Origin of the sequence: Vibrio jasicida CAIM 1864 = LMG 25398, assembly GCF_000400365.1 — a bacterium.
Lineage (GTDB): Bacteria > Pseudomonadota > Gammaproteobacteria > Enterobacterales > Vibrionaceae > Vibrio > Vibrio jasicida.
On the sequence record NZ_BAOG01000056.1, the window covers coordinates 1 to 25,656 of the forward strand.

The following is a 25,656-nucleotide window of genomic DNA, read 5'->3' on the forward strand; positions in this document are numbered from 1 at the left end:
TATCATCAACGAGTGCCCACACAGATTGATAGGTCTATATTGTTAAAGAGCTTGCTTTGCGAGAAGTTTTTCTCTCAAAGCGGAGGTGAATTCTAGCGAGATAATTGAGAGTGTCAAACACTTTTTTCAATTTATTTTCTCAGAAGTTTTTACCTCCTCGACTCTGCTGAAGCCTTGTGGCGTCTGCCGTGTCGATGGATGCGCATTATAGGGAGAAGATTTTCTTTGGCAAGACTAAAAATGCATTTTTTCTAAAAAAACATGCCAAGTGGATACTTTCCATCCAACCAGAAAAATACCCATAAATAACACCCAAGATTTCTACAGATTACCCACAAAAGCCTGTGGATAACTACTCATCACTGTCAAAGAAATAAGAAATCCGAGATCTTGGATTTAGGTACTCCCTAATTTTTTCGGGCAGTTTGGATGGATGAATCGCGTTTACGATTTTTAAGTCTTTTGATGCAAGGTCAATAATCGGCGCTTGTGTACGCGGAACTGAAGGGTCATAAACTAAGACATTAGGAAACAACAAGTGTGACGCATTTACTGAGATCACCAACCCCACCATATTATTGGAAAGTTGTACTACCGTTCCCGGTGGAAAAACGCCCATAAACTTGATCAAGATATTAAGGTTTCCTTCTTTATATAGATGTTTGCAATTCTTATATAAATGAGAGAGCGCGGTATAAGGTATCTTTTGTTCGGAAGGGACTGGCGTATGGCACAAATTATCAAAAGCATTCGCCACAATGATCACTTGAGCCAACTCATCGATACCATCCCCTTTTAACCCTTTAGGATAACCCGAGCCATCTCTCATCTCATGATGTTGGGCTATGACTCTTTTCGCGCTTTCAGGAAAGTCATCAATTTGATTCGCCATATCCAAGCCGTACTTGGTGTGCAACTTAAGATAGTTACTTTCTGGTTCAGTGAGCGGCACCTGTTTACGTAAAATAGCCGTTGGGATTTTAATTTTGCCCATATCATGAAAGAGCGCTGCAAAAGAGAGCGCTTTAAGCTGCTCTGCGGAGTATCCTTTTGCACGTCCAATCATCATAGCAATGACAGCAACGTTCAACGAATGGAAGTAGATATCTTCAAATTCATTTTTGCCATTCATTAAATGTAATGTGACATTATCATCGCACATCAACTTCTCAACGATATCGTCAATCAATTGTTTGGCTTCATCAACAGCAGCGGTGGGACGATTACGTATTTTCGTCATCACAGAGCGCATACGGGCGAGGGAACGCTCGAACTCTTTCTCACATTGAATGACTCGACGGCGATAAGCGCTAAGCTTTTCGATGCGCTTTTGCTTCTCTTGCCATAGCTTCTGAGCTTCCAGTTCTAAAGTGTCGTCCTTCTTTACTTCTACTTGCGGCTGATTCGCTGGTAGAGGCGATACTTCGCTCTGTTCTGAGTTAAAATAAACAAACTTAACTCCAAGGTGTCGGATCATCTCAACTTGTTCTTGGTCTTTGATTTTGAAGCTATTTAATAGGAAGGGGTGCTCGTTCCACTTGAGTGGGAGACGGATATGTAAGCCGGGCTGAATACGATCCACTGTAAGTTTAATTGTTGCCACTTTTCCACTACTGACTTAGTTCTTCTTGATAAGTCTTTAATAGTAGTGGATTTTGTAAATGAATTCATCAATAAGGCCGATGTATAAAGCGTCGATGTGCTCACCATCAATAGACAATAACGAGTAGGTTATAGGCCACTCAACCTTTAGCACTTACCATAAAGACCTATCGGCCTTACGTATTTTCAGTTGAGCTTCAAAGATAGGCTTGCTTTCTATTTGTTGATCTTTGACTAGCCCTATAAGAGTTTGCACTGCCACTCTCGCCATGTCACTAATTGGGAAATGAACCGCAGATACCGTAGGGTAGAGACTTTCACATAGGTCGACACTATCAAAGCTTACTAACGAAATTTGTTCTGGGACAGATATCTTATGTTCATGCAGAAATTGCATTGCCCCAACCGTCATCTCCTCACTACAAGAAAAAAGCGCGGTTATTTCAGGATGCCGTCTATATATAGAAGCCATTGCATCATAACCACTTTGACGGCCGTAGTTACCTTCTTCACACCAGCTTTCATCAATTTCGATGCCCGCACTCTTAATTGCATCTACATAACCTAACTTTCTAAGTAAGCTATTATGACGCTGTGAAGGGCCGGTAATACAAGCAATGTGCCTGTGCCCCCCCGAGATAAGGTGCTCTACCGCTATTCGACTCGCATCATGATGATTGAACGTGACACACCGCTCTTCAATACCTTCTACATAACGATCAAGTAATACAAACGGCGTTGGTAACTTTGCTAGTTCACGCAACTCATCATCAGACAAATAACGGCTGTGAAGCACATAACCATCGCAGCGAAGATCATTAAAACGCTCAATAGCCTCTCGCTCTCCTTCTGCGGAATGGTGACCTTGTGCGGTAATCAAAAACTTCTTATGGATGTCCAGTTCCGTTTGAACTTGCTCCATCATCTCCCCGAAAAATCCACCGGTGTAGTACGTCACCAATAAACCAACCATGTTACTTGATGAAGTCGCTAGGGAGCGGGCAATCGCACTTGGGCGATAATTTAATTGCGCCATGGCCGCTTCGACTTTTTTTCTTGTCTCTTCACGGAACTTGCCTTCGCCATTAATAATGCGAGAAACGGTGGAACGGTTTACTCCAGCGAGTTCTGCGACATCTTTTATCCTTGCCATATTGCTATTTAATCCAACTGCATGTTTTATTCGAAGAGATAACCTAGATAAAGCGGCCACCAGCAAGTCGTAAGGTGATAATAGGGTTCGACGCCGGCGGCCTAAATCATACACTGGCAACTTTGTGAGAAGAAATAAGCTCAGAGTAATCCGTGACTGCGATACCATGTTGAACAAGTTCTTGCTTAAGTATCGGGGAGGTCAGAACCTGCAGCTCTAATTCTCGTTGCAGCGCGTAACCGCTGCTAAGTATTAGAGGTTGATCGGCCTCTGCGGGATGACACATCACTTCGACAATATCGTACTGAAACTTTAATCTGAGCAAGCCCCTTAGCAACCCATCGAGACTTACACCTTGATCATAAAATTCATCAGTAAAGAAATATCGAACAGGATTCCTGACATGGCATAACCCACTTCCGCGTAAAGGTACACGATATTTTGTAGCAAGTTCTCTTATAACAGGGAGCAATTGAGGGTGAGTGTGCGCATGGTGATGGCTATCTAGATGACTCAATGATAAGCCTAAAGCAAGAAAGTGCTCTATTTGGCTTTGCGCTTCTTCATACACAGCCTTTAAATCGAAATCTTGTTTTTTCCATAACTCGGCATAACTAACAAAGTGCTCCTTACCATTGGTAAGATTAGGGTGCCCCGTAATTGGAGCACCAGCGGTAAAACGAAGGTGTATACCAATTTTCAAGTTAGAATTTTGTTTCGCCAATTCGACGGCATGCTTCTCGGCCCCCATTCCTACCATCATGGTGGTCGACCGAACCACACCTTGCTGGTGTGCTTTGATGATTCCGTTATTCACTCCGGGCGTTAAGCCAAAGTCATCAGCGTTAAAAATCACTTTCATTGGTGATATCCCTTTTTACAGCATTGTCAGTTTAAATTGAGGAAGGTAAGGTGCATTCACTTTCAATATGTCGTCCAAAATGGATTTCGCTCGCCCAATATCAGGCACTAACGGATTATTGGTCAACGCCATAAGTGCTTTGTCATAACTCCCTTCTACCGCAGCTTCAATCGCTAATTGTTCGTAAGCCTTAACTTGGTAAAGTAGTCCTTTTATGTTGGTCGAGAGCTCCCCTACTGCGAGCGGTTTTGCCCCCCAACTACCAATAACTGCACTACATTCAATCACAGCATTGTCAGGTAAACCGTTAATTGCGCCATTGTTTAGTACGTTCACCACATGAATACTATTGCGATTGTTATAAATCGAGTCCACTAGGTTCAATGATGCATCGGAATAGTAAGCTCCTCCCCGCTCTTCTAACTCTTTTGGTTTATGAGCCAAGTTAGGATCTTGATACAGCTTAAATAGTGCCGATTCGGTCTCCATAACTTGTTCAGCACGCGTGCCTTTTTCACCCGCGCTCTGTTTTTCTTCCGCTAGCATGGCATCTGTTTGATAGAAATAACGATGATAAGGACAAGGGATCGCCCCTAACGCTTTAAGAAATGCAGGATCCCATGGTTCCTCCCAAATATTCTTCATACTGAAGTTGGCACCATCTCCAACCTTCTCTAGTACTGTTTGAGTAATATCCTCTCCTCTAAGCCATGCTTTATGTACCCACACCAAGTGATTCAAACCTGCGAATTCCAGTTGCAGCTCTTTTGGTTCACAATCCATCATCTCGGCAATCATCATTTCCATCGAAACAGGCACATTACAAAGCCCAATACTCTTCACTTTGGTATATTTACTCACCGCTTCAGAGACTAAACCTGCTGGGTTAGTAAAATTTAACATCCAAGCATTTGGGGCTAATTCTTCAATATCTTTGCAAATATCGAGGATTACAGGAATGGTTCTCAATGCTTTGGCGAAACCACCCGGTCCTGTAGTTTCCTGACCGATAACATCATATTTAATAGGAATACGCTCGTCGTTCGCTCGCGCAGCTAAACCACCAACACGGAATTGCGTCATAACAAAGTCCGCACCTTTGATTGCTTCACGTCGATCAAAACCCGCTTTAATTTCAATGTCAGCACCAGCTTTATCGACCATACGTTGCGCTAAACCTGTGATGATCTCTAACTTCTCCGCCCCAGACTCAATATCAACAAAGTGCATCTTTTTAACAGGTAAGAACTCCAAACGTTTAATAACACCCTCAACAAGTTCAGGAGTGTAGCTACTGCCGCCACCTATAATAGCGAGCTTGATTGCATTTCTCGGCATCGTTGCTTCCTTACCTTTCAGAAATTTGCTTGTTCAATGCGACGATTTCTACCGCCATTTCCTGCGCTAAGATGGTCGTCATTAAATGATCTTGAGCATGCACCATAACCAAGGTCATTGGCACTTTGCCCTCTCCTTGATCCTCTTCAATCAATTGCGTTTGAATCAGGTGCGCTTTGTTAATGCACTCTTTCGCTTGAAAAAGCTTTTCTTCCGCTGCTGCAAAGTTTCTCTCTCTCGATAGGCGCAATGCCTCATAACTCAAACTTCTGGCTTCACCCGCGTTGCAGATAATTTCCATCACGACTAATTCTTGTTCCATGTCTTCTCTCCGAAAGGGAGGGCTATCGAATGACAGCCCAATCATCTTTATGCTGTTACGCCTTCACCGGATGGTTGTTCCGCGTCTTTTGTTTCTTTGCTTGTTGGAAGCTCTTGCTCTAATACTTGCTTTTCAAACATCTTGAAGAACGGCAAGTAGATAAACAGGTCAAGAATCAGTAGCCCTATCACGAGCAACACAGGTGAGAATGTCCAACCGCTACCCCATGATGCACCGATAATAGCTGGTGTAGTCCAAGGTGTTGTTGCTACCCCCATGCCAACAAAACCAAGGTGCACAGCAAAATACGCAATAGTGGCATTCAAGATAGGTGCGAATACGAATGGAATAAATAGAATAGGGTTCATCACCACAGGGCTACCAAAAATAACCGGTTCGTTAATTTGGAAGAAACCAGGCACTGCACTCATACGTCCAATACTTTTGAGGTGAGCTGAACGACTGAAGGACATAAGCATTACCAGCGCTAATGTTGCACCCGAACCACCAATAAAGATGTAGAAGTCCCAGAATGGCTGAGTGAATACATTTGGAATAGGTTGGCCAGCAACAAACGCGTCGATGTTAGCACTGATATTAGTAAGGAAGATGGGAGACAGAAGACCAACGACAATCGCCGCTCCATGGATGCCCGCAAACCACAATAACTGACAAACAAGCAAGGCGCCAATGATCGCTGGTAACGTATTTGAAGCACTGATCAATGGTTTGAACATTGCCATCACCGCATCAGGAATCAACATATCGTATTGCATTTGAACAAAAATACTCAGAGGGTAAAGTGTAACGAAAATCGCTAAGACGGGTAGCAATACCTCAAAGGATCGTGCAATAGCCGGAGGCACCTGCTCTGGCATGCGAATCGTAATGTTATGCTTTTTCATAAAGCGGTACAGCTCGACAGAAAAGAAAGCACTCATTACCGCAGTAAAAATCCCCGTTCCTCCCATATGATTCATTGCCAAAGCGCCGTCTTTAGCAGGAGCTGCAATTAATAAGAAACTCATAAGCGACAAAACAGCACTGGTTATCCCATCCATTTTGTACGCTTTCGCCAAGCTATAGGCGACCCCTAGCGAGACGAATATCGTCATGATTCCCATCGACATATTGAACGGCATCATAATGGTATCGAAATGCGTCGTCGCAAAGTCCAACCATATTTGACCTAGAGTAAACGAAGTCCCTTCTTCAAATGGTGGAAAAGCAAATATTAAGATAAAGCTACCTACAATAATAAACGGCATTGCCACGATAAATCCGTCTCTCATTGCTCTAACATGAGGTTGATTACCCACTTTTGCTGCAATTGGGGCTATATGCTTTTCGACTATTCCTATAATCGCATCATAAAGCTTCATAGAGTCCATCCTTATTTTTAGACAAAAGAACCCCGCATCAAATATCAATATTTGATGATTGTTCTTTTTATTTTAAACTATTGAATTAGTTAATAAGTTCTAATGCTTGCTTTAATACTTCTTCCCCTTTCATCATTCCATAAGCCTGTGGGGAAATTGCTTCTATATTTTTACCGTGCTCTTGAGCTGTTTTTCGCAACTCTTCTAATTGGAATCGAACTTGAGGTCCAAGCAAGCAAACATCGTACTCTTTGATTGCTTCATCAAACGCGTTCACAGACAACGCATCAATCTTACATGCAATACCTTGCTTTTCAGCAGCTTGCTCCATCTTTCTAACCAACATACTGGTCGACATCCCAGCGCTACAGCATAAAAGGATCTTTTTCATAGCCTTACTCCCGTTGTGTAATTTTCAACCTACAAAAACTGTAGCAAAAATAACCAACGCAAAAAAGCGCAACCGGTTGCATTGTTCGTGAACTAAATCTCACTTTAGAAAATACGCTCTATTTTTTATTAATTATTTAGGTCTAGGATAAAAGCCAGCAGAATAATAAAACACAAAATTTATATTTATAACTATCAATATATTACTACTGACAACGTCATAATTAATTTCTTAAAAGGAATAAAGAATGAAATTAAATAAACTGGCTATGGTTACACTCTTAGGCACTGCTCTATCTCAATATTCGTTTGCCCAAGCAGACCCAAAAGGCACGATATATTTAACTTTTGATGACGGCCCTATTAATGCGTCAATCGATGTGATTAATGTGCTTAATGAACAAGGGGTTAAAGGCACTTTTTACTTTAATGCTTGGCACCTAGATGGGATTGGTGATGAAAATGAGGACCGCGCTTTAGAAGCTTTGAAACTGGCTCTCGATACAGGGCATATCGTAGCGAACCACAGTTATGCCCATATGATCCATAACTGCGTGGAAGAATTTGGCCCTAGCAGTGGTGCAGAATGTAATGCGACGGGCGATCATCAAATTAACTCTTACCAAGATCCTGTCTACGACGCTCTAACATTTGACGAAAACTTAGCAGTACTCGAGCGATACCTACCAAATATTTCCAGTTACCCAAACTATCGCGGTGAAGAGTTTGCTCGATTGCCATATACCAACGGCTGGCGTGTAACAAAAAACTTTAAAGCAGATGGCTTATGTGCAACCTCTGATGACTTAAAACCTTGGGAACCTGGCTACGTCTGTGACACTAACAACCCGTCAAACAGCGTTAAGGCCTCGATTGAAGTTCAAAATATCTTAGCGAATAAGGGATATCAAACCCATGGTTGGGATCTCGACTGGGCACCGGAGAACTGGGGCATTGCAATGCCAGCAAATAGTTTGACGGAAGCAGAACCGTTTCTAGGTTATGTTGATGCGGCCCTAAACAGTTGTGCGCCAACGACGATCAACCCTATCAACTCCAAAACACAAGAATTCCCTTGTGGTACTCCGCTACACGCAGACAAAGTTATCGTGTTAACACATGAGTTCTTATTCGAAGATGGCAAACGCGGCATGGGAGCAACCAAAAACTTACCTAAGCTGGCTAAGTTTATCCAAATCGCAAAAGAAGCAGGATACGTTTTCGATAGCATGGATAACTACACACCAGTTTGGCAAGTTGGTCAGGCATACGTTGCTGGTGATTACGTAACACATTCAGGTACTGTTTATAAAGCGGTTACAACGCACGTCGCACAACAGGATTGGGCACCGTCTTCAACGTCTAGCCTTTGGACAAATGCCGATCCTGCAACTAACTGGACACTAAACGTTGCTTATGAAGCAGATGATGTCGTGACTTACCAAGGTCTTCGCTACCTCGTAAACATTCCGCATGTATCACAGTCGGATTGGACTCCTAATACACAGAACACCTTGTTCACAGCTCTATAGGCTGTTCCTACTATCACCATGTAGTAGTTTGCGCGAGGCATACCCCTCGCGCTTTTTTTTATTTTGGATAACCAGAAACAACAAAGCCCCGACTTTCGTCGAGGCTCTGTCTTGGAATATGGTACCGGTGGGCGGACTTGAACCGCCACGCCCGAAGGCAACGGATTTTGAATCCGTCGTGTATACCAATTTCACCACACCGGCATCTCGGGGCTATTGCCCTTTGATGGTTGGCATTATACGTAAGCTTTTGACCTGCGCAAGCAGAAAAACCTTAAATAACTATCGTTTGCTGATAATTTCGCCACAAAGTGTGACAAAGAAGATCTCATCACAGTTCAGTCTGCCATATCACCTGATAACAAGACCTCCCTCTCAGCCCTATAAACGGTTAACTGTAATATCCGAAACGTAACCATTACCAATATTAGAAAGCGCACCATGAATCATCCGCGCTGCATCACCTGCACTCATAAAGCTACTGGTGTCTAAAGTCTTACCGCTCGTCTCCCAAAATTCCGTCGCCATACCTCCGGGATACACAGCGATAATTTTCATTGGTTTGCCTTTTAACTCCATACGAACGGATTCAATCAAACCTTTGACAGCCCACTTCACCGCACAATAGGTCGATTCTTGTGCCTTAGCTTGCAGTGCTGCTGTCGACATCACCATCACAACATTTACTGGCTGCTCTTGATAACGTTTGACCAACTCTCGAAGAATATTAATCGCCGAAGTGAGGTTATTTTCAATCAGCTTTTGAATCTCTTGCGGGTCTTGCTCAGCTAATAAACCAAAATACCCACTTCCAGCACAGTGAATCAGAGTAGAAGGCGCTTTAGGCAGCTCATTAAACAAATTCTCGATTTGGGATGTATCCACCAAATCACAACTACACACTTGAGCTTTATTAGATAGGTGTTGAGCAAGAGTCGCCAACTTCTCTTCACTGCGTCCAGTTAACAGTGTTTCTTCGCCTTGAGCATCATACAACTTAGCTAGTTGCGCACCTAGTCCACTGCTCGCGCCGGTAATCACGATCATCTTGTACCTCTATCACGTCATTCGTAATCTCATGTTCTAAGCAAGGTACCGTATGTTTGACGATTTCACAGGTTAGGTGACGCGAAGTTTGAACTGGATAGCTTTGTTAAGTTAGACGATGGATATAAAGTGTCTTCTGCTATGGTGATTTCTTCGTAATTAGAGACTCTGTGCGTTAGCTCTCTTTTCACCGACAAGCGGAATCTATATCCTGACGCACAATTTTAAAGGTAAGTGATGGAACTATGACGACTTCTACAACTCTTCCACCAGCGGGCTTATTTCGCCGATTAGCGGCGTTGTTCTACGATATGCTGATTATCTTAGCAATTGAAATGATGGCCGCCGGCGTAGTGATGGCAATCGTCTTTGCGTTAAATGCAGCAGGATTATTGAGCTATGGAGAATATACAGATGCAGCGGATATGCTAGGAAAGCACCCTGTATTAAGCCCGCTATTTACCCTTTACTTGGCGACAGTCTGGGTATATTTCTTTGTCTTCTTCTGGACACGAGCAGGTCAAACACTAGGCATGCGAGCTTGGAAGATGCAGATCCGAAACAGCAAAGATGGCTCAGCTATTTCTGTAACTCAGGCACTGATTCGCCTAGCAACCTCTGGTTTCGGCTTAGCTAACCTCACTGTACCCATTGACCCACAGAAACGTGGTTTCCATGATATTTGGGCAAAAACTGAAGTCGTGGTATTACCGAAAGCTAAATAGTTAAATGGCAGAAGCAAAATAGAAAAAGGAAGGCATGGCGCCTTCCTTTTTTATGTTTACTGTCTTTGGGAATCTATAGCTTTCTTCTGAGCAGAGATACCGCAATAGCTAAGAATACGAGACTTGGAGCCAGTGCACCGAATACTGGCGGGATGCCATATACCAAGGTTAGAGGTCCAAAGAATTCACTGGATATGTAGAAAGTAAAGCCAGCAACCACCCCCGAAAGCACCCTTGCCCCCATGGTCACACTACGTAATGGACCGAATACAAATGACAGTGCCATCAACATCATTACCGCGATAGAAAGCGGTTGAGATAGCTTGCGCCAAAATGCCAGTTCATAACGTGAAGCATCTTGCTCTGATGCTTTCAGGTATGTCACATAGTCATACAAGCCACTTAGTGACAGCTCTTCTGGTTTTACCGTCACGACTGCCAGTTTGTCTGGTGCTAATGAGGTGTGCCACTCCATTTGTTCCAAATCACGCTTGGTAATGACGTTTTCATTCTCCATGTCAGTAACTTGCACGTAACGCATCAGCCAATTGTTGTCTTGTTGGTAATCAACCTCTTCAGCAAAAATGACTTTCTGTAGGTTTTTATCATCATCAAAACGCCACATGTTCAAACCATAGAGTTTGTCGTCTTCAACTTTGCCGATAAAGATAAAATCATTGGCATCACGAGCCCAAACACCAGCCCGAACAGAAACGATACTACCGCCAGACAGAGCAAACGCTCGTAGGTCACGTGCCATTTTTTGTGCTTCAGGTGCGCCCCATTGGCCAAGCGTCATGACGATTAGCATTAATGGAACCGCGGTTTTAAGCACTGATAAACCGATATCCAACTTAGAAAAGCCGGCTGCTTGCATTACTACGAGCTCGGAGCTGGATGCCAACATACCAAGGCCAATTAATGCCCCCAACAACGCAGCCATCGGGAAAAACATTTCTACATCGCGAGGGATACTTAGTAACACAAAGTAGAGGGCATGCATTAAGTCGTATGCACCACGGCCGACTTTACGCAGCTGCTCTACGTATTTGATGATGCCAGACAAACCAACAAAGGTCGCTAACACCAAAGCCGTGGTAGAGATTATCGTTCTACCGATGTAAAGGTCTAAGAGTTTGAACACAGCTTACGCGAGCCTCTTCTTACGGAATTTTTCTTTCATTCGACGAGCAGGAACACTGTCCATCATGTTCGCCAGGATAGCGACCAAAAGCAGTATCGCATTAATAGGCCACATGCCAATAGCAGCAGGTATAGCACCATCCTCTAACGCAGATTTCGTTGCACTAATTGCAAGGAAGTACGCCAAGTAAATCAAGATGGCAGGGCCCATTTTGGCGAAACGTCCCTGACGTGGGTTGACCGCGGAAAGCGGAATAACCAACATCGTCAACAGCGGAATACACACAAATAATGAAATTCGCCATTGCAGTTCTGCTTGCGCTTCTGGATCGGGGTGGCCGATCAAATCTGCGGTTGGGTAAGCTTCCCAATCACGACCTTTTTGCTTCACTTCGCGCTGGCCAATCAAGCCTTCATATTCGTCAAACTTGGTGATCATGTATTCCACGCGAGTCGGCACACCTTCATAGCGCGTGCCCTCATGCATCGTAATGATCTGACGGCCATCCGACAGTTCTTTTACATCGCCTGAAGAAGAGAACATCACGCTTGGTAGAATGGAATCGCGAGGGCGCATCTGTGCAACAAACACGTTGCTTAACGTGCTGTTTTTGATGTCGTCAATAAACACGACTGACGAACCATCTGGCGTTCCTTGGAATTGGCCTTTTTTTAGCAGGTCAACGCTGTTTTCTGCCGCGACTTGCTCGTACAGCTGCTCGACACGGTCCTGAGACCAAGGCGATAACCACAACGCATTAAACGCAGCAACACCTGATGTAATCAGAGCTAAGTACAATGCCGCCTGTACCAAGAATTTATTCCCGATACCGGTGGCATTCATTACCACGATCTCACTTTCCGCATACAAGCGACCAAAGGTGATCAATATGCCGATGTACAAACTTAATGGCAGCATCAATAAACCCATGGCTGGCATGTTTAAACCAACCACTGAGAAAATTAATCCAGCAGGAATATCCCCGTCCGAAGCATCAGCAAGAACACTGATAAACTTCTGGCTCACAAACACCAAAAAAAGTACGAAGAAAATCGCAAATTGGCTCTTGAGTGTTTCGCGGATCAAATATCTAACAATAATCACGCTGAAATTACCTATACAAAACTTGTTTTTTTGGTCGAATCACTATAGTTTCCCGTTGAACCATTTATTTTTTTAAAAATTATAAACTAGATGTTAGCGCTTAAATCAGCTCTGTTGGTAAGACCTGAGCTTAAATTCAACAAGTAAGCGATCATTATCTAACATTTAGAGCAATTTGTCTTCAGGATGTAGGAGTACGCATGGAGTTCAGTGTTAAAAGTGGCAGTCCAGAGAAACAACGTAGCGCATGTATCGTTGTTGGTGTGTTTGAACCACGTCGCCTTTCTCCAGTAGCCGAACAACTTGATAAAATCAGTGACGGTTACATCAGTTCACTACTTCGCCGTGGTGATCTAGAGGGTAAACCTGGTCAGATGCTACTACTGCATCAAGTACCAGGTGTTTTGTCAGAGCGCGTTCTACTTGTAGGTTGTGGTAAAGAACGTGAACTCGGCGAGCGCCAGTACAAGGAAATCATTCAAAAGACGATCAGCACACTTAACGAAACCGGTTCAATGGAAGCAGTATGTTTCCTAACTGAACTGCACGTTAAAGGTCGCGATACGTACTGGAAAGTACGTCAAGCAGTTGAAGCGACTAAAGATGGTCTTTACACATTTAACCAGTTCAAGAGCGTTAAGCCAGAAACTCGTCGTCCACTGCGTAAGCTAGTGTTCAACGTACCAACGCGTCGTGAACTGAACCTAGGTGAAAAAGCAATCACCCATGGTCTAGCTATTTCTTCTGGTGTGAAAGCATCAAAAGATCTTGGCAACATGCCACCAAACGTAGCAAACCCAGCTTACTTAGCCTCTCAAGCTCGTCGCCTTGCTGACGATTACGAAACCGTAACCACCAAGATCATTGGTGAGCAAGAGATGGAAAAACTGGGCATGACATCTTACCTAGCAGTAGGTCGTGGTTCGAAGAACGAATCTATGATGTCGATTATAGAATACAAAGGTAACCCAGAGTCAGAAGCAAAACCTATCGTTCTCGTCGGTAAAGGTCTGACGTTCGATTCAGGCGGTATCTCTCTAAAACCTGGTGAAGGTATGGATGAGATGAAGTACGACATGTGTGGTGCAGCATCTGTATTCGGTACAATGAAAGCGCTAGCGAAGCTAAACCTACCAATCAACGTTATTGGTGTTCTAGCAGGCTGTGAAAACATGCCAGGCAGCAACGCTTACCGTCCAGGTGACATCCTAACAACCATGTCTGGTCAAACTGTAGAAGTTCTGAACACGGATGCGGAAGGTCGTCTTGTTCTTTGTGACGCACTGACTTACGTAGAGCGTTTCGAACCAGACTGCGTAGTAGACGTTGCAACGCTAACGGGAGCTTGTGTTATCGCACTAGGCCACCACATCAGCGGCGTAATCTCTAACCACAACCCACTTTCTCATGAGCTAGTAAACGCTTCTGAACAAGCAAGTGACCGTGCATGGCGTCTACCAATGGCAGACGAGTACCATGAGCAGCTGAAGAGTCCATTTGCTGATATGGCAAACATCGGTGGTCGTCCTGCTGGTACTATCACTGCGGGTTGCTTCCTGTCTAAGTTTGCTAAGAAGTACAACTGGGCACACGTCGATATCGCAGGTACTGCGTGGAAATCAGGCGCAGCGAAAGGCTCAACGGGCCGTCCTGTCTCAATGCTTGTCCAATTCCTTTTGAACCGCAGCGGCCAAGAGACAGAAGAGTAATTTCTGAACACTATCTAAAAGGGCCGCAAGGCCCTTTTTTATTACCCCGATTTTCTTGAGAGAGAATAGGAATGTAAAATGGTCTAAGGATGAGGCCAATGGCAAGTGAGAGAATGATGCAAACTGCAACCTTCTACATCATTAAAGAAGAGAGCCCTCAAGCAACAAAGACGGGCTTTGAACAATACATCGTATTCTTGGCTCAGCACTTTGCTCGCCAAGGAGCTAAAGTGTATTTGAACTGCCAAGACAAGTCGCACGCCGAACAACTGGCCGAGGCTTTTTGGCAAATTGATGCAGATAAGTTCATGGCTCATAATCTCGTAGGTGAAGGACCGAAATACGCCACCAATATTGAGATCGGCCATGAAGGCGTAAAACCTAATTGGAATCGTCAATTGGTAATTAATTTGGCGGAAAATGAGACAACCTTTGCGAACAAGTTTGCTCAAGTGGTAGACTTCGTGCCTTGCGAAGAAAAAGCTAAACAGGTCGCAAGAGAAAGGTATAAAATTTACCGTCAAGCAGGTTATCAACTGCAAACGATCGAAATTCAATATCCTTAACGGTCAATCCTTATAGTTAAGGCGATCTTGTTAAGATCCCTCACTTATAAAGATTGACTTAGATTCAACCATCAACGTATCCATTAAAAGAGCGCTATGGAAAAGACATACAACCCAACTTCAATTGAACAAGCTCTGTATCAGACTTGGGAAGAGCAAGGCTACTTTAAGCCACACGGTGACACTACTAAAGAATCATACAGCATCATGATCCCGCCACCGAACGTCACTGGTAGCCTACACATGGGCCACGCGTTCCAAGATACGATCATGGATACGCTTATCCGTTGTGAGCGCATGAAGGGTAAAAACACTCTTTGGCAAGTAGGTACGGACCACGCAGGTATCGCAACTCAGATGGTTGTTGAGCGTAAGATCGCTGCAGAAGAAGGCAAAACAAAACACGATTACGGCCGTGAAGCTTTCATCGACAAAATCTGGGAATGGAAAGGCGAATCTGGCGGCACTATCACTAAACAGCTTCGTCGTCTTGGCGCATCTGTAGACTGGGATCGTGAGCGCTTTACGATGGACGATGGTCTATCTAACGCTGTTCAAGAAGTGTTCGTACGTCTATACGAAGACGACCTAATCTACCGCGGTAAGCGTCTAGTTAACTGGGATCCAAAGCTACACACTGCGATTTCAGATCTAGAAGTCGAGAACAAAGACACTAAAGGCAACATGTGGCACTTCCGCTACCCACTAGCAGATGGCGTTAAAACAGCGGATGGCAAAGACTACATCGTTGTTGCAACAACTCGTCCAGAGACCATGCTAGGCGATACTGGTGTTGCAGTTAACCCAGAAGATCCACGTTACAAAGATCTTATCGGTAAAGAAATCATTCTTCCTATCGTTGATCGTCGCATCCCAATCGTGGGCGATGAGCACGCAGATATGGAAAAAGGTACTGGCTGTGTGAAAATCACACCTGCGCACGACTTCAACGACTACGAAGTTGGTAAGCGCCACCAGCTACCAATGATCAACATTCTGACTTTCGACGCGAACATCCGTGACGCTTCTGAAGTATTCAACACCAACGGCGAAGCAAGCGACGCTTACAGCACTGAGCTACCAGCTAAGTACCACGGTATGGAGCGTTTTGCCGCTCGTAAAGCTATCGTTGCTGAATTCGACGAGCTAGGCCTACTTGAAGAAGTGAAAGATCACGATCTACAAGTTCCTTACGGCGACCGTGGTGGCGTGGTTATCGAACCAATGCTAACTGACCAATGGTACGTACGTACTGCGCCTCTAGCGAAAACAGCGGTTGAAGCAGTAGAAAACGGCGACATCCAATTCGTTCCTAAGCAATACGAAAACATGTACTTCTCTTGGATGCGTGACGTTCAAGACTGGTGTATCTCTCGTCAACTATGGTGGGGTCACCGCATCCCAGCTTGGTACGACAACCAAGGTAATGTTTACGTAGGTCGTGACGAAGAAGAAGTTCGTAAGAACAACAACCTAGAGTCAGTCATTGAACTGCACCAAGACGAAGACGTACTGGATACATGGTTCTCTTCTGCCCTATGGACGTTCGGTACTCAAGGTTGGCCAGAGCAAACTGACGATCTGAAAGTATTCCACCCTTCAGACGTACTAGTAACTGGTTTCGACATCATCTTCTTCTGGGTTGCGCGCATGATCATGATGACCATGCACTTCGTGAAAGACGAAAACGGCAAACCACAAGTACCATTTAAGACAGTTTACGTTACTGGTCTAATCCGTGACGAAAACGGCGACAAGATGTCTAAGTCGAAAGGTAACGTACTTGACCCAATCGACATGATCGATGGTATCGACCTAGAGTCTCTAGTAGAGAAGCGTTGTGGCAACATGATGCAGCCTCAGCTAGCGAAGAAGATCGAGAAGAACACTCGTAAGACGTTTGAAAACGGTATCGAAGCATACGGTACAGACGCACTACGTTTCACTCTTGCTGCAATGGCATCAACAGGTCGCGATATCAACTGGGATATGAAGCGTCTTGAAGGCTACCGTAACTTCTGTAACAAACTATGGAACGCAAGCCGTTACGTAATGATGAACACAGAAGAGCAAGATTGTGGCTTCAACGGTGGTGAGATTGAATACTCACTAGCGGACAAGTGGATCGAGTCTCAGTTTGAACTAGCGGCGAAAGCGTTCAACAACCATATCGACAACTTCCGTCTAGATATGGCATCTAACACGCTTTACGAATTCATCTGGAACCAATTCTGTGACTGGTACCTAGAGCTAACTAAACCAGTTCTATGGAAAGGTACTGAAGCGCAACAGCGTGGTACTCGTCGTACACTAATCACGGTTCTTGAGAAGACTCTACGTCTAGCTCACCCAGTGATTCCTTACATCACTGAAACTATCTGGCAAAGCATCAAGCCACTAGTTGAAGGTGTAGAAGGTGAGACAATCATGCTTCAAGCACTGCCTCAATTCGACGAAGCAAACTTCAACCAAGAAGCGCTAGACGATATTGAATGGGTGAAAGCGTTCATTACCAGCATCCGTAACCTACGTGCTGAATACGACATCAACCCAGGTAAGCCGCTTGACGTTATGCTGAAAGCAGCAAACGCAGAAGACGCTGCGCGTCTAGAAGCAAACAAACAAGTACTAATGTCTCTAGCGAAACTAGAATCTGTACGCGTACTTGCTGCTGACGAAGAAACGCCAGCGTGTGCAACAGCATTGGTTGCTAAGTCTGAGCTGATGATCCCAATGGCGGGTCTGATCGACAAAGACGCTGAGCTTGCTCGTCTAGATGGCGAAATCAAGAAGACTCACGGCGAAATCAAGCGTATCGAAGGTAAACTAGGTAACGAAGGCTTCGTAGCGAAAGCACCTGAAGCGGTTGTTGCTAAAGAGCGTGAGAAGCTTGAAGGCTACAAAGAGACACTAGCTAAGCTAGAAGAGCAGAAGACAACGATCGCTGCACTTTAATCGCTAAAAGCTAGAATAAAAGAATCAAAGGGTTGGTGTGAAAGCATCAACCCTTTTTGCATTTTATAGCTCGGAAAGCTTTCAAAGATATCCATTCTTCTCCCCTACTCTTCCTCCTATTTAATAGTTTTTACCTATCAAACTAATCTTAACTGCCCATTAGATTTAATGATAATAATTCTCAATAATAGACCTATCGAAACAACACAACGATTGAGTAATTATCATGAAAAAGACACTAACCTTTGCAGCACTCCATTTTACTATCGCGTTTAGTGTCGCTTACGTGCTTACTGGCGACATTCTAATTGGTAGTTTAATTGCCATGATTGAGCCTTCAGTGAACACCGTCGCTTTCTACTTTCATGAAAAGGCATGGGCAAAAGTCCCAGCGCTTAAAGCTCGTCAGTGGATGACCAAATTAAAAACCGCAAGCTTTGCCACCATCCACTTCAGTGTTGCCTTTAGCGTGGTTTACTTGCTAACAGGTGATGCGTTTGTCGGCGGTATCATGGCGATGCTAGAGCCAAGCTTGAACACAGTGGCTTACTACTTCCATGAGAAAGTATGGATGCGTAAATCAGATAGCCAAGCACCACAGTTCTGCTTACACCAACACGCTTAAACATGGAGGCTCAATACGCCTCCTAACGAGCAAAATAACATTTACCATTGACAAAGTTGCGTACCGCAATTAATTTAATTGCGGTGCGCAACTTTATTTTTAGAGGTAAGTGATAATGAATGCTCGTCAACTCCGACACTACTCCCGTCAAGCCGTCCGATTGCTTGGTATGCTCGATAAACAATGCGGCGATGTCGCTCTCACTCCAGTGCAAGCGCACGCGTTAGGTGAAATCCAGCTGCAGCCGTTGACCATCAATCAACTGGCACAGCAGCTCAATGTCGACAAGTCCAATGCGAGCCGAACCGTTACCGGTTTGATTAAATTAGGTCTGGTTGAGAGCATCGAAAACCCAAAAGACAAACGTAGCCAGCTCGTAGCACTTACAGAGCAAGGGCAACAGGCGTTATCGCAACTAGACCAGCAGCAAAACTGCTTCTTTGAACAACTGCTTACCCAACTCGATGACAGCGAGCAAGAGCAACTCAAACTTGGTCTAGAGACTTACCTAAAAGGGCTAACGAAAGTGTGTCAGGCTGAGGAATACGTTCTTCGACCTCTTACCAAAGCAGATAACTCGCAAGTTGCAGACGTGATTCGTAAAGTCTCTGCAGAATACGGTTTAACCGCAGACAAAGGTTATGGTGTGGCCGATCCAACGCTTGATGACATGTACTCGGTTTACGACCAGCAAGGCGCAGCCTACTGGGTAGTCGAATACCAAGGCGAGATTGTGGGCGGCGGCGGCTTTGCACCTTTAGCTGGTGAGCCAAATGTGTGTGAGCTGCAAAAGATGTACTTCTTACCTCAAACACGAGGGCACGGTTTAGCCAAACGCATCGTCGCATTGAGCTTACAACTGGCGAAACAGTTTGGGTATCAGCAGTGCTATTTAGAGACAACAGAATGTCTAAGAGAAGCGGTAGGCTTGTATGAAAAACTAGGGTTTGAACATCTCGATGCCCCGCTAGGACAAACAGGGCATGATGCATGTGAAGTCGTGATGCTTAAAACGTTATAGCGCTTTATCCCCAAACTTAAAGTACAAGGTGGGTAACACAGAGCTCTTGGCTAAGCGCCACTGTAAATGCTTGGCGTTGCCCATCCAACTCCACCACGAGTTCGTAAAGATCTTTTGGATCGGGATCGTTAAGATCGGCATACTTTGGCGCTTCGATCTGGAATAAAGCACTCGCATGATCCGCTCGGACATCAATAGGAATATGGTAAGTCATGCCATTAAACTTAACCGATGCTGATACTAAACCCGGCGCAAAAGTTTGGTAGTACAAATCCACCTTAAACTCACAACCACCACCGTGGTGCCAAATCTGCTCGGTAGCCACGCGGTCTAAACGCACATTGCGAATAAACTGCAGATACGGTTCTTGCCATACCCCTAAGCGCTCATCACTCTTTTGGTATTCATGATCCGCAAGTGAGCACAACTCTGGTTTATCCTCATCCAACAGAAGATCTTCTTCTTCCTCAAGGAACAGGATCTCAAAACGGTTGCGCCCCATCTGCATGAACGGGCGAATGTCTTTTTTGTACACGCTTTGTGAGCCATCACAGTCGAACAATGCTACCCCGTTCAAACGCACTTCTGCATGGTAATCCACACCACCCAACACCATTTCTACCGCAGGGAATGCCATCATGGATTCGTCCACTTCAATGTCGTGCATCAGGTGCCACTCTTGCTGACGAATCGCTTCTTCAGTCAGTTCAGCAGGCAATACCTGACTCAAAGGAGCAGGGAAAGTAATGTCATCCTGTGGGATAGAAAGGTCCGTCAGTGGAGAGACTTGCCATAAACCGGCGAGTGAGAGTTGCATATACACCTTGAGCTAGATCAATTTTCACGCATTATATACACAAGTAACTTAGGGTTACAGGCTATAAGCAGACAAACTCAATGAGAATTATTTATCGTCATCGGCGGTTATCATTTTCAAGGCACAAAAAAGCCAGCGATAAACGCTGGCTTCTTAGATTGAATAAGAGGATTACTCTTCGTCTTCATCATCTTCTTCAGGGTAAAGCGCATCTTCGCCTTCGTAGTAAGTACCCCAACCGTCGTAAATGATGTCGTATTTTTCTGCAAGATGAACCAGTTTCTCAACCTGTGCATCAATTGCTTCTGCGTTTAGTGCAGATTCCATTGTTGCATCACAGCAAAGCAGTTTGTTGCCGTCTTCATCTTCTGTTTCTTCAGCTTCAAGAACTTCAAAGCCCATCTTGAACGCTTCAACAACCGCTTTTTCTAGCGTGTCGAAGTCTTCAGCAAATAGGTGGTGCTCGATTTCGTATAGTGAATCTGGATCGCTGCCGTCTTCTAGCAATGCTGCAATGATATCGCGAGTCTCTTCCTTTTGAATCTCAATTAATTCTTCTACTGATAGATATTCATCTTCGTGAGACATGTTTTGGCTCCAGATTAGTTACTTGATGGAAACACTATACTCTAAACTGAGTACGTTAATGCGGTGAAATATGGCACGGATTGCGATGAAAAGCCACAAACAAACACCAAACTGCGGTGATTCTTGATGATAATTTTTGCTCGCAAATCTAAACCTCGCTCACAGAAACAAAAAATTAACAAAAACGGCTAATCTTTAATATTCAGAAGATCCTAATTGAACCTAAGACGAGTAATTTTAGACTTGTTTGCGTGTTTATGATCTTGGAGTGAATACAGCAACGGCTCGGTAATTCTGACCTAACGAATAAAAGAAAGCTAAAAACTGCATATTTCAGAATGGTTATGCACGTTTTATGCACTTTTGATGTATGAGTTCTTTCTCAAACGAAAAAGAATAAAAACGCACTTTTTAAAACTCATGAACAAACAACAAAATATAGAATTAAAATACACCAAGGAACCATTTACAAAATATAACGCCAAAAAACGATATTTTTGCAATATATAAGCAAAGTTCTAAGACTTGCATCTTTGCATCAAGCTTGTCATAACTAACGGCTGGAATATTTGTAAGGATGCAAAATGAGTAAGCTGTACGTTGGATCAGAAGTTGGTCAACTAAGACGAGTTCTATTAAATCGCCCAGAGCGCGCCCTCACCCACCTAACGCCATCGAACTGCCATGAGCTACTGTTTGATGACGTATTGGCGGTCGAAGCGGCTGGTGAAGAACACGACGCATTTGCGCGCACACTGCGTGAACAAGATGTCGAAGTACTATTGCTTCATGATCTGCTGGTTGAAACCCTTGCGGTTCCAGAAGCAAAACAATGGTTGTTGAATACTCAGATCTCTGACTTCCGTTATGGTCCGACTTTCGCTCGTGATTTGCGTCAGTACTTCGCAAAGATGGACGATGAGCACCTAGCAAGCATTCTTCTTGGCGGCTTGGCTTACTCCGAACTGCCAATCAAATCTTCATCAATGTTGCCGAAGATGAAGCGCCCACTGGATTTCGTCATCGAACCTCTGCCTAACCACCTCTTTACCCGTGACACGTCATGCTGGGTATACGGCGGCGTTTCTCTTAACCCAATGATGATGCCTGCACGTCAACGCGAGACCAACCATCTGCGCGCCATTTATCGCTGGCACCCAACCTTCGCGGGTCAAGACTTCATTAACTACTTTGGTGATGAAGACCAACACTACGACAATGCCAACGTTGAAGGTGGTGATGTACTGGTTATCGGTAAAGGTGCCGTTCTGATTGGTATGTCTGAGCGTACAACCCCGCAAGGTGTAGAAAACTTAGCGGCAAGCCTCTTTAAATCTGGTCAGGCGAAAGAAGTGATTGCTATCGACCTACCAAAACACCGCTCGTGCATGCACCTTGATACGGTCATGACGCACATGGATGTGGACACTTTCTCGGTATACCCAGAAATCATGCGTAAAGATTTAGACACTTGGCGCCTAACACCTAAAGGCAACGGTGAAATGCATGTCGAAGCGTCACACAACTATCTGCACGCCATTGAATCGGCACTTGGCTTAGACCAATTGAAGATCATCACAACCGGTGGTGACAGCTACGAAGCTGAGCGAGAGCAATGGAACGATGCCAACAACGTACTGACGGTGAAACCTGGTGTTGTGATTGGCTACGAGCGTAACGTCTACACTAACGAGAAGTACGACAAAGCTGGCATTGAAGTCCTGACTATCCCGGGTAACGAGCTTGGTCGCGGTCGTGGTGGTGCACGTTGTATGAGTTGCCCAATCGAACGTGACGATATTTGAGAAACCTCTCCCACCAAATAAAACCAATTGAGACTAAGGTTGATGTGAATGCATCAACCTTTTTTTGTTTTTAATTAAAATAATTATTCACAATAAAAGCATTTATATGTTTTAATGCTTTTATTCTTTATCAACCAAACGACCTAAGGGACGAGCTATGGCTTTCAATCTACGTAATCGCAACTTTTTGAAGCTATTGGACTTCTCAACCAAAGAGATCCAGTTTTTGCTCGAACTGTCTGCAGAGCTGAAAAAAGCTAAATATGCAGGAACAGAGCAGAAGAAACTTCAAGGTAAAAACATCGCACTAATCTTTGAGAAATCTTCTACTCGTACCCGATGTGCGTTTGAAGTCGCGGCCTTTGACCAAGGCGCTCAAGTCTCTTACATCGGTCCTTCTGGCTCACAGATAGGTCATAAAGAATCGATGAAAGACACCGCTCGTGTTCTTGGTCGTATGTACGATGGCATCGAATACCGTGGCTTTGGTCAATCGATCGTTGAAGAGCTTGGTACTTATGCTGGTGTACCTGTCTGGAATGGTTTAACGGATGAGTTCCACCCGACCCAAATCCTTGCAGACTTCCTGACCATGCAAGAGCACGGACGTGGGAAACAACTGCATGAGATGACGTTTGCTTACCTTGGTGATGCTCGCAATAACATGGGTAACTCACTCATGGTTGGCGCAGCAAAAATGGGCATGGACATCCGCCTTGTGGCGCCAAAAGCGTTCTGGCCAGAAGAAGCATTAGTGACAACTTGCCAAGAAATTGCCCAACAAACCGGCGCGAAAATCACGCTTACTGAAAACGTTGAAGAAGGCGTTAAAGGCTGTGACTTCTTATACACTGACGTTTGGGTCTCGATGGGTGAGTCGGCTGAGGCTTGGGATGAGCGTGTTGCGCTGATGACACCTTACCAAATCAATATGGATGTGATTAAGCAAACGGGTAACCCTCATGTGAAGTTCATGCACTGTCTGCCAGCCTTCCACAACGATGAAACGACTGTGGGTAAAGAGGTGGCAGAGAAATACGGAATGAAAGGGCTTGAAGTCACCGAAGAGGTATTTGAGTCTGAATACTCTATCGTATTCGACGAAGCCGAGAACCGCATGCACACCATCAAAGCCGTGATGGTGGCAACTTTAGGCAGCTAAACCAAAGCATTAAAAATGGTAACAAAAACCATGATGTAATCGCTTGCGCTCACGAAAGTTAAGCGTATAATGCTCGGCAATTTGTCTGAGGATTACGAAATGACCACGCCGATTGCTGACGTAAAAACGCGATTTGCTCTAGCTAAGCGACTACGCTTACGTGCTGTTATTTTCGTTAATTCTATTGAATTTTAAAACCTCCCCAATTGGGGAGGTTTTTTTATGTCCGAAATTCCATCAGGGTAATTTTGGGGATAGTCACCACTGTTATAGGGAAGAAGATCATGGCGAACTCGCTTTACCAGAAGCACATCATCTCTATTCCAGAGCTTTCACGTGAAGAACTGGAACTGATTGTAGAAACTGCAGGTCAGCTAAAAAAAGAACCTCGTCCAGAACTGATTAAAAACAAGGTTGTAGCGAGCTGTTTCTTTGAGCCATCCACACGTACTCGTCTGTCATTCGAAACAGCGATTCAACGTATCGGTGGCGATGTTATTGGTTTTGATAACGGTGGTAACACCTCTCTGGCGAAAAAAGGCGAGACGCTGTCTGACTCAGTTCAAGTGATCTCTTCTTACGTCGATGCATTCGTGATGCGTCACCCTCAAGAAGGCGCAGCGCGCTTGGCGTCCGAGTTCTCTAACGGCGTTCCTGTGATTAACGCTGGTGACGGTGCCAACCAACACCCAACACAAACGCTACTCGACCTATACACGATTGCAGAAACACAAGGTCGTCTAGACAACCTGAACGTTGCGTTCGTTGGTGACCTAAAATACGGTCGCACCGTGCATTCTTTGACTCAAGCATTGGCGAAGTTCAGTAACATTCGCTTCTTCTTTGTGGCACCTGAAGCGCTCGCGATGCCTGATTACCTATGTGAAGAACTCGATGAAGCAGGTATTCAATACAGCCTGCATACAGACATGGAAAGCGTGATTCCTGAACTAGACATTCTGTACATGACACGCGTACAGAAAGAGCGTTTCGATGAATCTGAATACGCGCACATCAAGTCAGCTTACATCCTAACAGCGGCACTACTAGAAGGTGCACGTGAGAACTTGAAAGTGCTACACCCACTGCCACGCGTGGATGAAATCACCACAGACGTCGACGTAACACCGCACGCTTACTACTTCCAACAAGCAGAAAATGGCGTGTACGCGCGCCAAGCATTGTTGGCATTGGTTCTAAACGAAACACTGTAATCGAGGGAGAAAAAGACATGACTAAAGAAACTCAATTGCAGGTAGAAGCAATCAAAAATGGCACAGTAATTGACCATATTCCAGCCCAAATTGGTATCAAAGTGTTGAAATTGTTCGATATGCACAACTCTTCTCAACGCGTGACGATTGGCCTTAACCTGCCATCATCCGCATTAGGTCATAAAGACTTGTTGAAGATCGAGAACGTGTTCATCAACGAAGAGCAAGCAAGCAAATTGGCACTTTACGCACCACATGCGACCGTAAACCAAATCGAAAACTACGAAGTTGTGAAGAAGCTAGCGCTGGAGTTACCAGAGCAAGTTAAAAACGTGTTTGAATGCCCAAACACTAACTGCATTACCCACAACGAGCCAGTTGCGAGCAGCTTCCAAGTGTTCGAGAAGAAGCAAGAAATCCGTCTGAAGTGTAAATATTGTGAGAAAGTCTTCGCTCGTGAGATCGTCACTGAACGTTAATTTCCCGCTTCAATTCTTGCTAACGATAAATTGACTGATACCCCGCCCGTGCGGGGTATTTTGCTCTTTACGTGCTTCATGTTTAAAGGCACACTGATTCTTCTTAAGAACGCT

At 44.6% G+C, this 25,656-nt stretch carries 24 protein-coding genes and 1 tRNA gene; 12 read left to right on the plus strand and 13 right to left on the minus strand.

Annotated elements, in window-relative coordinates; translation table 11 throughout:
• Positions 1–352: 352 nt before the first annotated feature.
• The 7 genes from VJL_RS16700 to VJL_RS16730 form a co-directional block, all read right to left on the minus strand.
• Positions 353–1,603 carry a cyclic di-GMP phosphodiesterase gene (locus VJL_RS16700; protein ID WP_038879654.1) on the minus strand — a complete coding sequence of 417 codons (1,251 nt, stop codon included), beginning with the start codon at positions 1,601–1,603 and terminating at the stop codon, positions 353–355.
• A gap of 153 nt (positions 1,604–1,756) precedes the next feature.
• Complete coding sequence (locus tag VJL_RS16705; protein WP_038879656.1) at positions 1,757–2,755, minus strand: LacI family DNA-binding transcriptional regulator; 999 nt, start codon at positions 2,753–2,755, stop codon at positions 1,757–1,759.
• A gap of 106 nt (positions 2,756–2,861) precedes the next feature.
• On the minus strand, positions 2,862–3,617 hold the full coding sequence (chbG, locus tag VJL_RS16710) for a chitin disaccharide deacetylase (RefSeq protein ID WP_038879658.1): 756 nt from the start codon (positions 3,615–3,617) through the stop codon (positions 2,862–2,864).
• 15 nt (positions 3,618–3,632) lie between these two features.
• On the minus strand, positions 3,633–4,955 hold the full coding sequence (locus tag VJL_RS16715; protein WP_038879661.1) for a 6-phospho-beta-glucosidase: 1,323 nt from the start codon (positions 4,953–4,955) through the stop codon (positions 3,633–3,635).
• 10 nt (positions 4,956–4,965) lie between these two features.
• Positions 4,966–5,277, minus strand: a complete 312-nt coding sequence (locus VJL_RS16720) for a PTS lactose/cellobiose transporter subunit IIA (protein WP_038864462.1) — start codon at positions 5,275–5,277, stop codon at positions 4,966–4,968.
• Between the two features lie 47 nt (positions 5,278–5,324).
• Complete coding sequence (locus tag VJL_RS16725) at positions 5,325–6,659, minus strand: PTS sugar transporter subunit IIC (protein WP_038864463.1); 1,335 nt, start codon at positions 6,657–6,659, stop codon at positions 5,325–5,327.
• A gap of 85 nt (positions 6,660–6,744) precedes the next feature.
• On the minus strand, positions 6,745–7,050 hold the full coding sequence (locus VJL_RS16730; protein ID WP_081634993.1) for a PTS sugar transporter subunit IIB: 306 nt from the start codon (positions 7,048–7,050) through the stop codon (positions 6,745–6,747).
• Between the two features lie 247 nt (positions 7,051–7,297).
• On the opposite strand from VJL_RS16730, the gene cod reads away from it, so the two are divergent.
• The gene (cod, locus tag VJL_RS16735; RefSeq protein ID WP_038879665.1) at positions 7,298–8,581 is read left to right on the plus strand and encodes a chitin oligosaccharide deacetylase; all 1,284 of its coding nucleotides are present in this window, start codon (positions 7,298–7,300) and stop codon (positions 8,579–8,581) included.
• Positions 8,582–8,700: 119 nt separating this feature from the next.
• On the opposite strand, the gene VJL_RS16740 is transcribed toward cod, so the two are convergent.
• Positions 8,701–8,785: transfer RNA gene (locus tag VJL_RS16740), tRNA-Leu, on the minus strand.
• Positions 8,786–8,962: 177 nt separating this feature from the next.
• Positions 8,963–9,628, minus strand: a complete 666-nt coding sequence (locus VJL_RS16745) for an SDR family NAD(P)-dependent oxidoreductase (RefSeq protein WP_038879667.1) — start codon at positions 9,626–9,628, stop codon at positions 8,963–8,965.
• Positions 9,629–9,873: 245 nt separating this feature from the next.
• Here VJL_RS16745 and VJL_RS16750 point away from each other — a divergent pair, with 245 nt between their 5' ends.
• Positions 9,874–10,353: an RDD family protein gene (locus tag VJL_RS16750; protein WP_038864467.1), complete on the plus strand. Its 480-nt coding sequence runs from the start codon at positions 9,874–9,876 to the stop codon at positions 10,351–10,353.
• Positions 10,354–10,426: 73 nt separating this feature from the next.
• On the opposite strand, the gene lptG is transcribed toward VJL_RS16750, so the two are convergent.
• Together lptG and lptF are read right to left on the minus strand one after the other, a co-directional pair.
• A complete protein-coding gene (lptG, locus tag VJL_RS16755) occupies positions 10,427–11,497 on the minus strand; it encodes an LPS export ABC transporter permease LptG (RefSeq protein ID WP_038879670.1) in 1,071 nt (356 codons plus the stop codon).
• A 3-nt stretch (positions 11,498–11,500) separates the two neighbouring features.
• The gene (lptF, locus tag VJL_RS16760; RefSeq protein WP_038879672.1) at positions 11,501–12,601 is read right to left on the minus strand and encodes an LPS export ABC transporter permease LptF; all 1,101 of its coding nucleotides are present in this window, start codon (positions 12,599–12,601) and stop codon (positions 11,501–11,503) included.
• 200 nt (positions 12,602–12,801) lie between these two features.
• Between lptF and pepA the strand changes: the two genes are divergently transcribed.
• From pepA to VJL_RS27990, 5 genes are all read left to right on the plus strand, one after another.
• Entirely contained in the window at positions 12,802–14,310 is a 1,509-nt protein-coding gene (pepA, locus tag VJL_RS16765; protein ID WP_010450385.1) for a leucyl aminopeptidase, read from the plus strand.
• 116 nt (positions 14,311–14,426) lie between these two features.
• On the plus strand, positions 14,427–14,876 hold the full coding sequence (locus VJL_RS16770) for a DNA polymerase III subunit chi (protein WP_038864600.1): 450 nt from the start codon (positions 14,427–14,429) through the stop codon (positions 14,874–14,876).
• 96 nt (positions 14,877–14,972) lie between these two features.
• Positions 14,973–17,831, plus strand: a complete 2,859-nt coding sequence (locus VJL_RS16775; protein ID WP_038879675.1) for a valine--tRNA ligase — start codon at positions 14,973–14,975, stop codon at positions 17,829–17,831.
• Positions 17,832–18,057: 226 nt separating this feature from the next.
• Entirely contained in the window at positions 18,058–18,456 is a 399-nt protein-coding gene (locus VJL_RS16780; RefSeq protein ID WP_005441986.1) for a DUF2061 domain-containing protein, read from the plus strand.
• A 115-nt stretch (positions 18,457–18,571) separates the two neighbouring features.
• The gene (locus VJL_RS27990; protein ID WP_080637406.1) at positions 18,572–19,477 is read left to right on the plus strand and encodes a bifunctional helix-turn-helix transcriptional regulator/GNAT family N-acetyltransferase; all 906 of its coding nucleotides are present in this window, start codon (positions 18,572–18,574) and stop codon (positions 19,475–19,477) included.
• A 16-nt stretch (positions 19,478–19,493) separates the two neighbouring features.
• Here the strand turns inward: VJL_RS27990 and VJL_RS16790 are convergent, their stop codons facing one another.
• Complete coding sequence (locus tag VJL_RS16790) at positions 19,494–20,294, minus strand: glycosyl hydrolase 2 galactose-binding domain-containing protein (RefSeq protein ID WP_017187889.1); 801 nt, start codon at positions 20,292–20,294, stop codon at positions 19,494–19,496.
• Positions 20,295–20,465: 171 nt separating this feature from the next.
• Entirely contained in the window at positions 20,466–20,882 is a 417-nt protein-coding gene (gene rraB / locus VJL_RS16795; protein WP_005432867.1) for a ribonuclease E inhibitor RraB, read from the minus strand.
• 584 nt (positions 20,883–21,466) lie between these two features.
• On the opposite strand from rraB, the gene arcA reads away from it, so the two are divergent.
• The 5 genes from arcA (at position 21,467) to pyrI (ending at position 25,542) form a co-directional block, all read left to right on the plus strand.
• Positions 21,467–22,687, plus strand: coding sequence for an arginine deiminase (gene arcA, locus VJL_RS16800; RefSeq protein ID WP_038879678.1), 1,221 nt, complete (start codon positions 21,467–21,469; stop codon positions 22,685–22,687).
• A gap of 157 nt (positions 22,688–22,844) precedes the next feature.
• Positions 22,845–23,849, plus strand: a complete 1,005-nt coding sequence (locus tag VJL_RS16805; protein WP_038879681.1) for an ornithine carbamoyltransferase — start codon at positions 22,845–22,847, stop codon at positions 23,847–23,849.
• A gap of 69 nt (positions 23,850–23,918) precedes the next feature.
• Positions 23,919–24,044 (plus strand): hypothetical protein, encoded by a 126-nt coding sequence (locus tag VJL_RS30355; protein WP_005432831.1) that lies wholly within the window; start codon positions 23,919–23,921, stop codon positions 24,042–24,044.
• 89 nt (positions 24,045–24,133) lie between these two features.
• A complete protein-coding gene (pyrB, locus tag VJL_RS16810) occupies positions 24,134–25,063 on the plus strand; it encodes an aspartate carbamoyltransferase (RefSeq protein ID WP_038879683.1) in 930 nt (309 codons plus the stop codon).
• Between the two features lie 17 nt (positions 25,064–25,080).
• The gene (gene pyrI / locus VJL_RS16815) at positions 25,081–25,542 is read left to right on the plus strand and encodes an aspartate carbamoyltransferase regulatory subunit (RefSeq protein ID WP_038879686.1); all 462 of its coding nucleotides are present in this window, start codon (positions 25,081–25,083) and stop codon (positions 25,540–25,542) included.
• The last annotated feature ends 114 nt before the right edge of the window (positions 25,543–25,656 follow it).

Excerpts from the sequence above, each read along its gene's own strand:
- VJL_RS16705 (WP_038879656.1), bottom strand. The coding sequence starts at position 2,755 with ATGGCAAGGATAAAAGATGTCGCAGAACTCGCTGGAGTAAACCGTTCC.
- chbG (WP_038879658.1), bottom strand. The coding sequence starts at position 3,617 with ATGAAAGTGATTTTTAACGCTGATGACTTTGGCTTAACGCCCGGAGTG.
- VJL_RS16715 (WP_038879661.1), bottom strand. The coding sequence starts at position 4,955 with ATGCCGAGAAATGCAATCAAGCTCGCTATTATAGGTGGCGGCAGTAGC.
- VJL_RS16720 (WP_038864462.1), bottom strand. The coding sequence starts at position 5,277 with ATGGAACAAGAATTAGTCGTGATGGAAATTATCTGCAACGCGGGTGAA.
- VJL_RS16725 (WP_038864463.1), bottom strand. The coding sequence starts at position 6,659 with ATGAAGCTTTATGATGCGATTATAGGAATAGTCGAAAAGCATATAGCC.
- VJL_RS16730 (WP_081634993.1), bottom strand. The coding sequence starts at position 7,050 with ATGAAAAAGATCCTTTTATGCTGTAGCGCTGGGATGTCGACCAGTATG.
- cod (WP_038879665.1), top strand. The coding sequence starts at position 7,298 with ATGAAATTAAATAAACTGGCTATGGTTACACTCTTAGGCACTGCTCTA.
- VJL_RS16745 (WP_038879667.1), bottom strand. The coding sequence starts at position 9,628 with ATGATCGTGATTACCGGCGCGAGCAGTGGACTAGGTGCGCAACTAGCT.
- VJL_RS16750 (WP_038864467.1), top strand. The coding sequence starts at position 9,874 with ATGACGACTTCTACAACTCTTCCACCAGCGGGCTTATTTCGCCGATTA.
- pepA (WP_010450385.1), top strand. The coding sequence starts at position 12,802 with ATGGAGTTCAGTGTTAAAAGTGGCAGTCCAGAGAAACAACGTAGCGCA.
- VJL_RS16770 (WP_038864600.1), top strand. The coding sequence starts at position 14,427 with ATGCAAACTGCAACCTTCTACATCATTAAAGAAGAGAGCCCTCAAGCA.
- VJL_RS16775 (WP_038879675.1), top strand. The coding sequence starts at position 14,973 with ATGGAAAAGACATACAACCCAACTTCAATTGAACAAGCTCTGTATCAG.
- VJL_RS16780 (WP_005441986.1), top strand. The coding sequence starts at position 18,058 with ATGAAAAAGACACTAACCTTTGCAGCACTCCATTTTACTATCGCGTTT.
- VJL_RS27990 (WP_080637406.1), top strand. The coding sequence starts at position 18,572 with ATGAATGCTCGTCAACTCCGACACTACTCCCGTCAAGCCGTCCGATTG.
- VJL_RS16790 (WP_017187889.1), bottom strand. The coding sequence starts at position 20,294 with ATGCAACTCTCACTCGCCGGTTTATGGCAAGTCTCTCCACTGACGGAC.
- rraB (WP_005432867.1), bottom strand. The coding sequence starts at position 20,882 with ATGTCTCACGAAGATGAATATCTATCAGTAGAAGAATTAATTGAGATT.
- arcA (WP_038879678.1), top strand. The coding sequence starts at position 21,467 with ATGAGTAAGCTGTACGTTGGATCAGAAGTTGGTCAACTAAGACGAGTT.
- VJL_RS16805 (WP_038879681.1), top strand. The coding sequence starts at position 22,845 with ATGGCTTTCAATCTACGTAATCGCAACTTTTTGAAGCTATTGGACTTC.
- VJL_RS30355 (WP_005432831.1), top strand. The coding sequence starts at position 23,919 with ATGCTCGGCAATTTGTCTGAGGATTACGAAATGACCACGCCGATTGCT.
- pyrB (WP_038879683.1), top strand. The coding sequence starts at position 24,134 with ATGGCGAACTCGCTTTACCAGAAGCACATCATCTCTATTCCAGAGCTT.
- pyrI (WP_038879686.1), top strand. The coding sequence starts at position 25,081 with ATGACTAAAGAAACTCAATTGCAGGTAGAAGCAATCAAAAATGGCACA.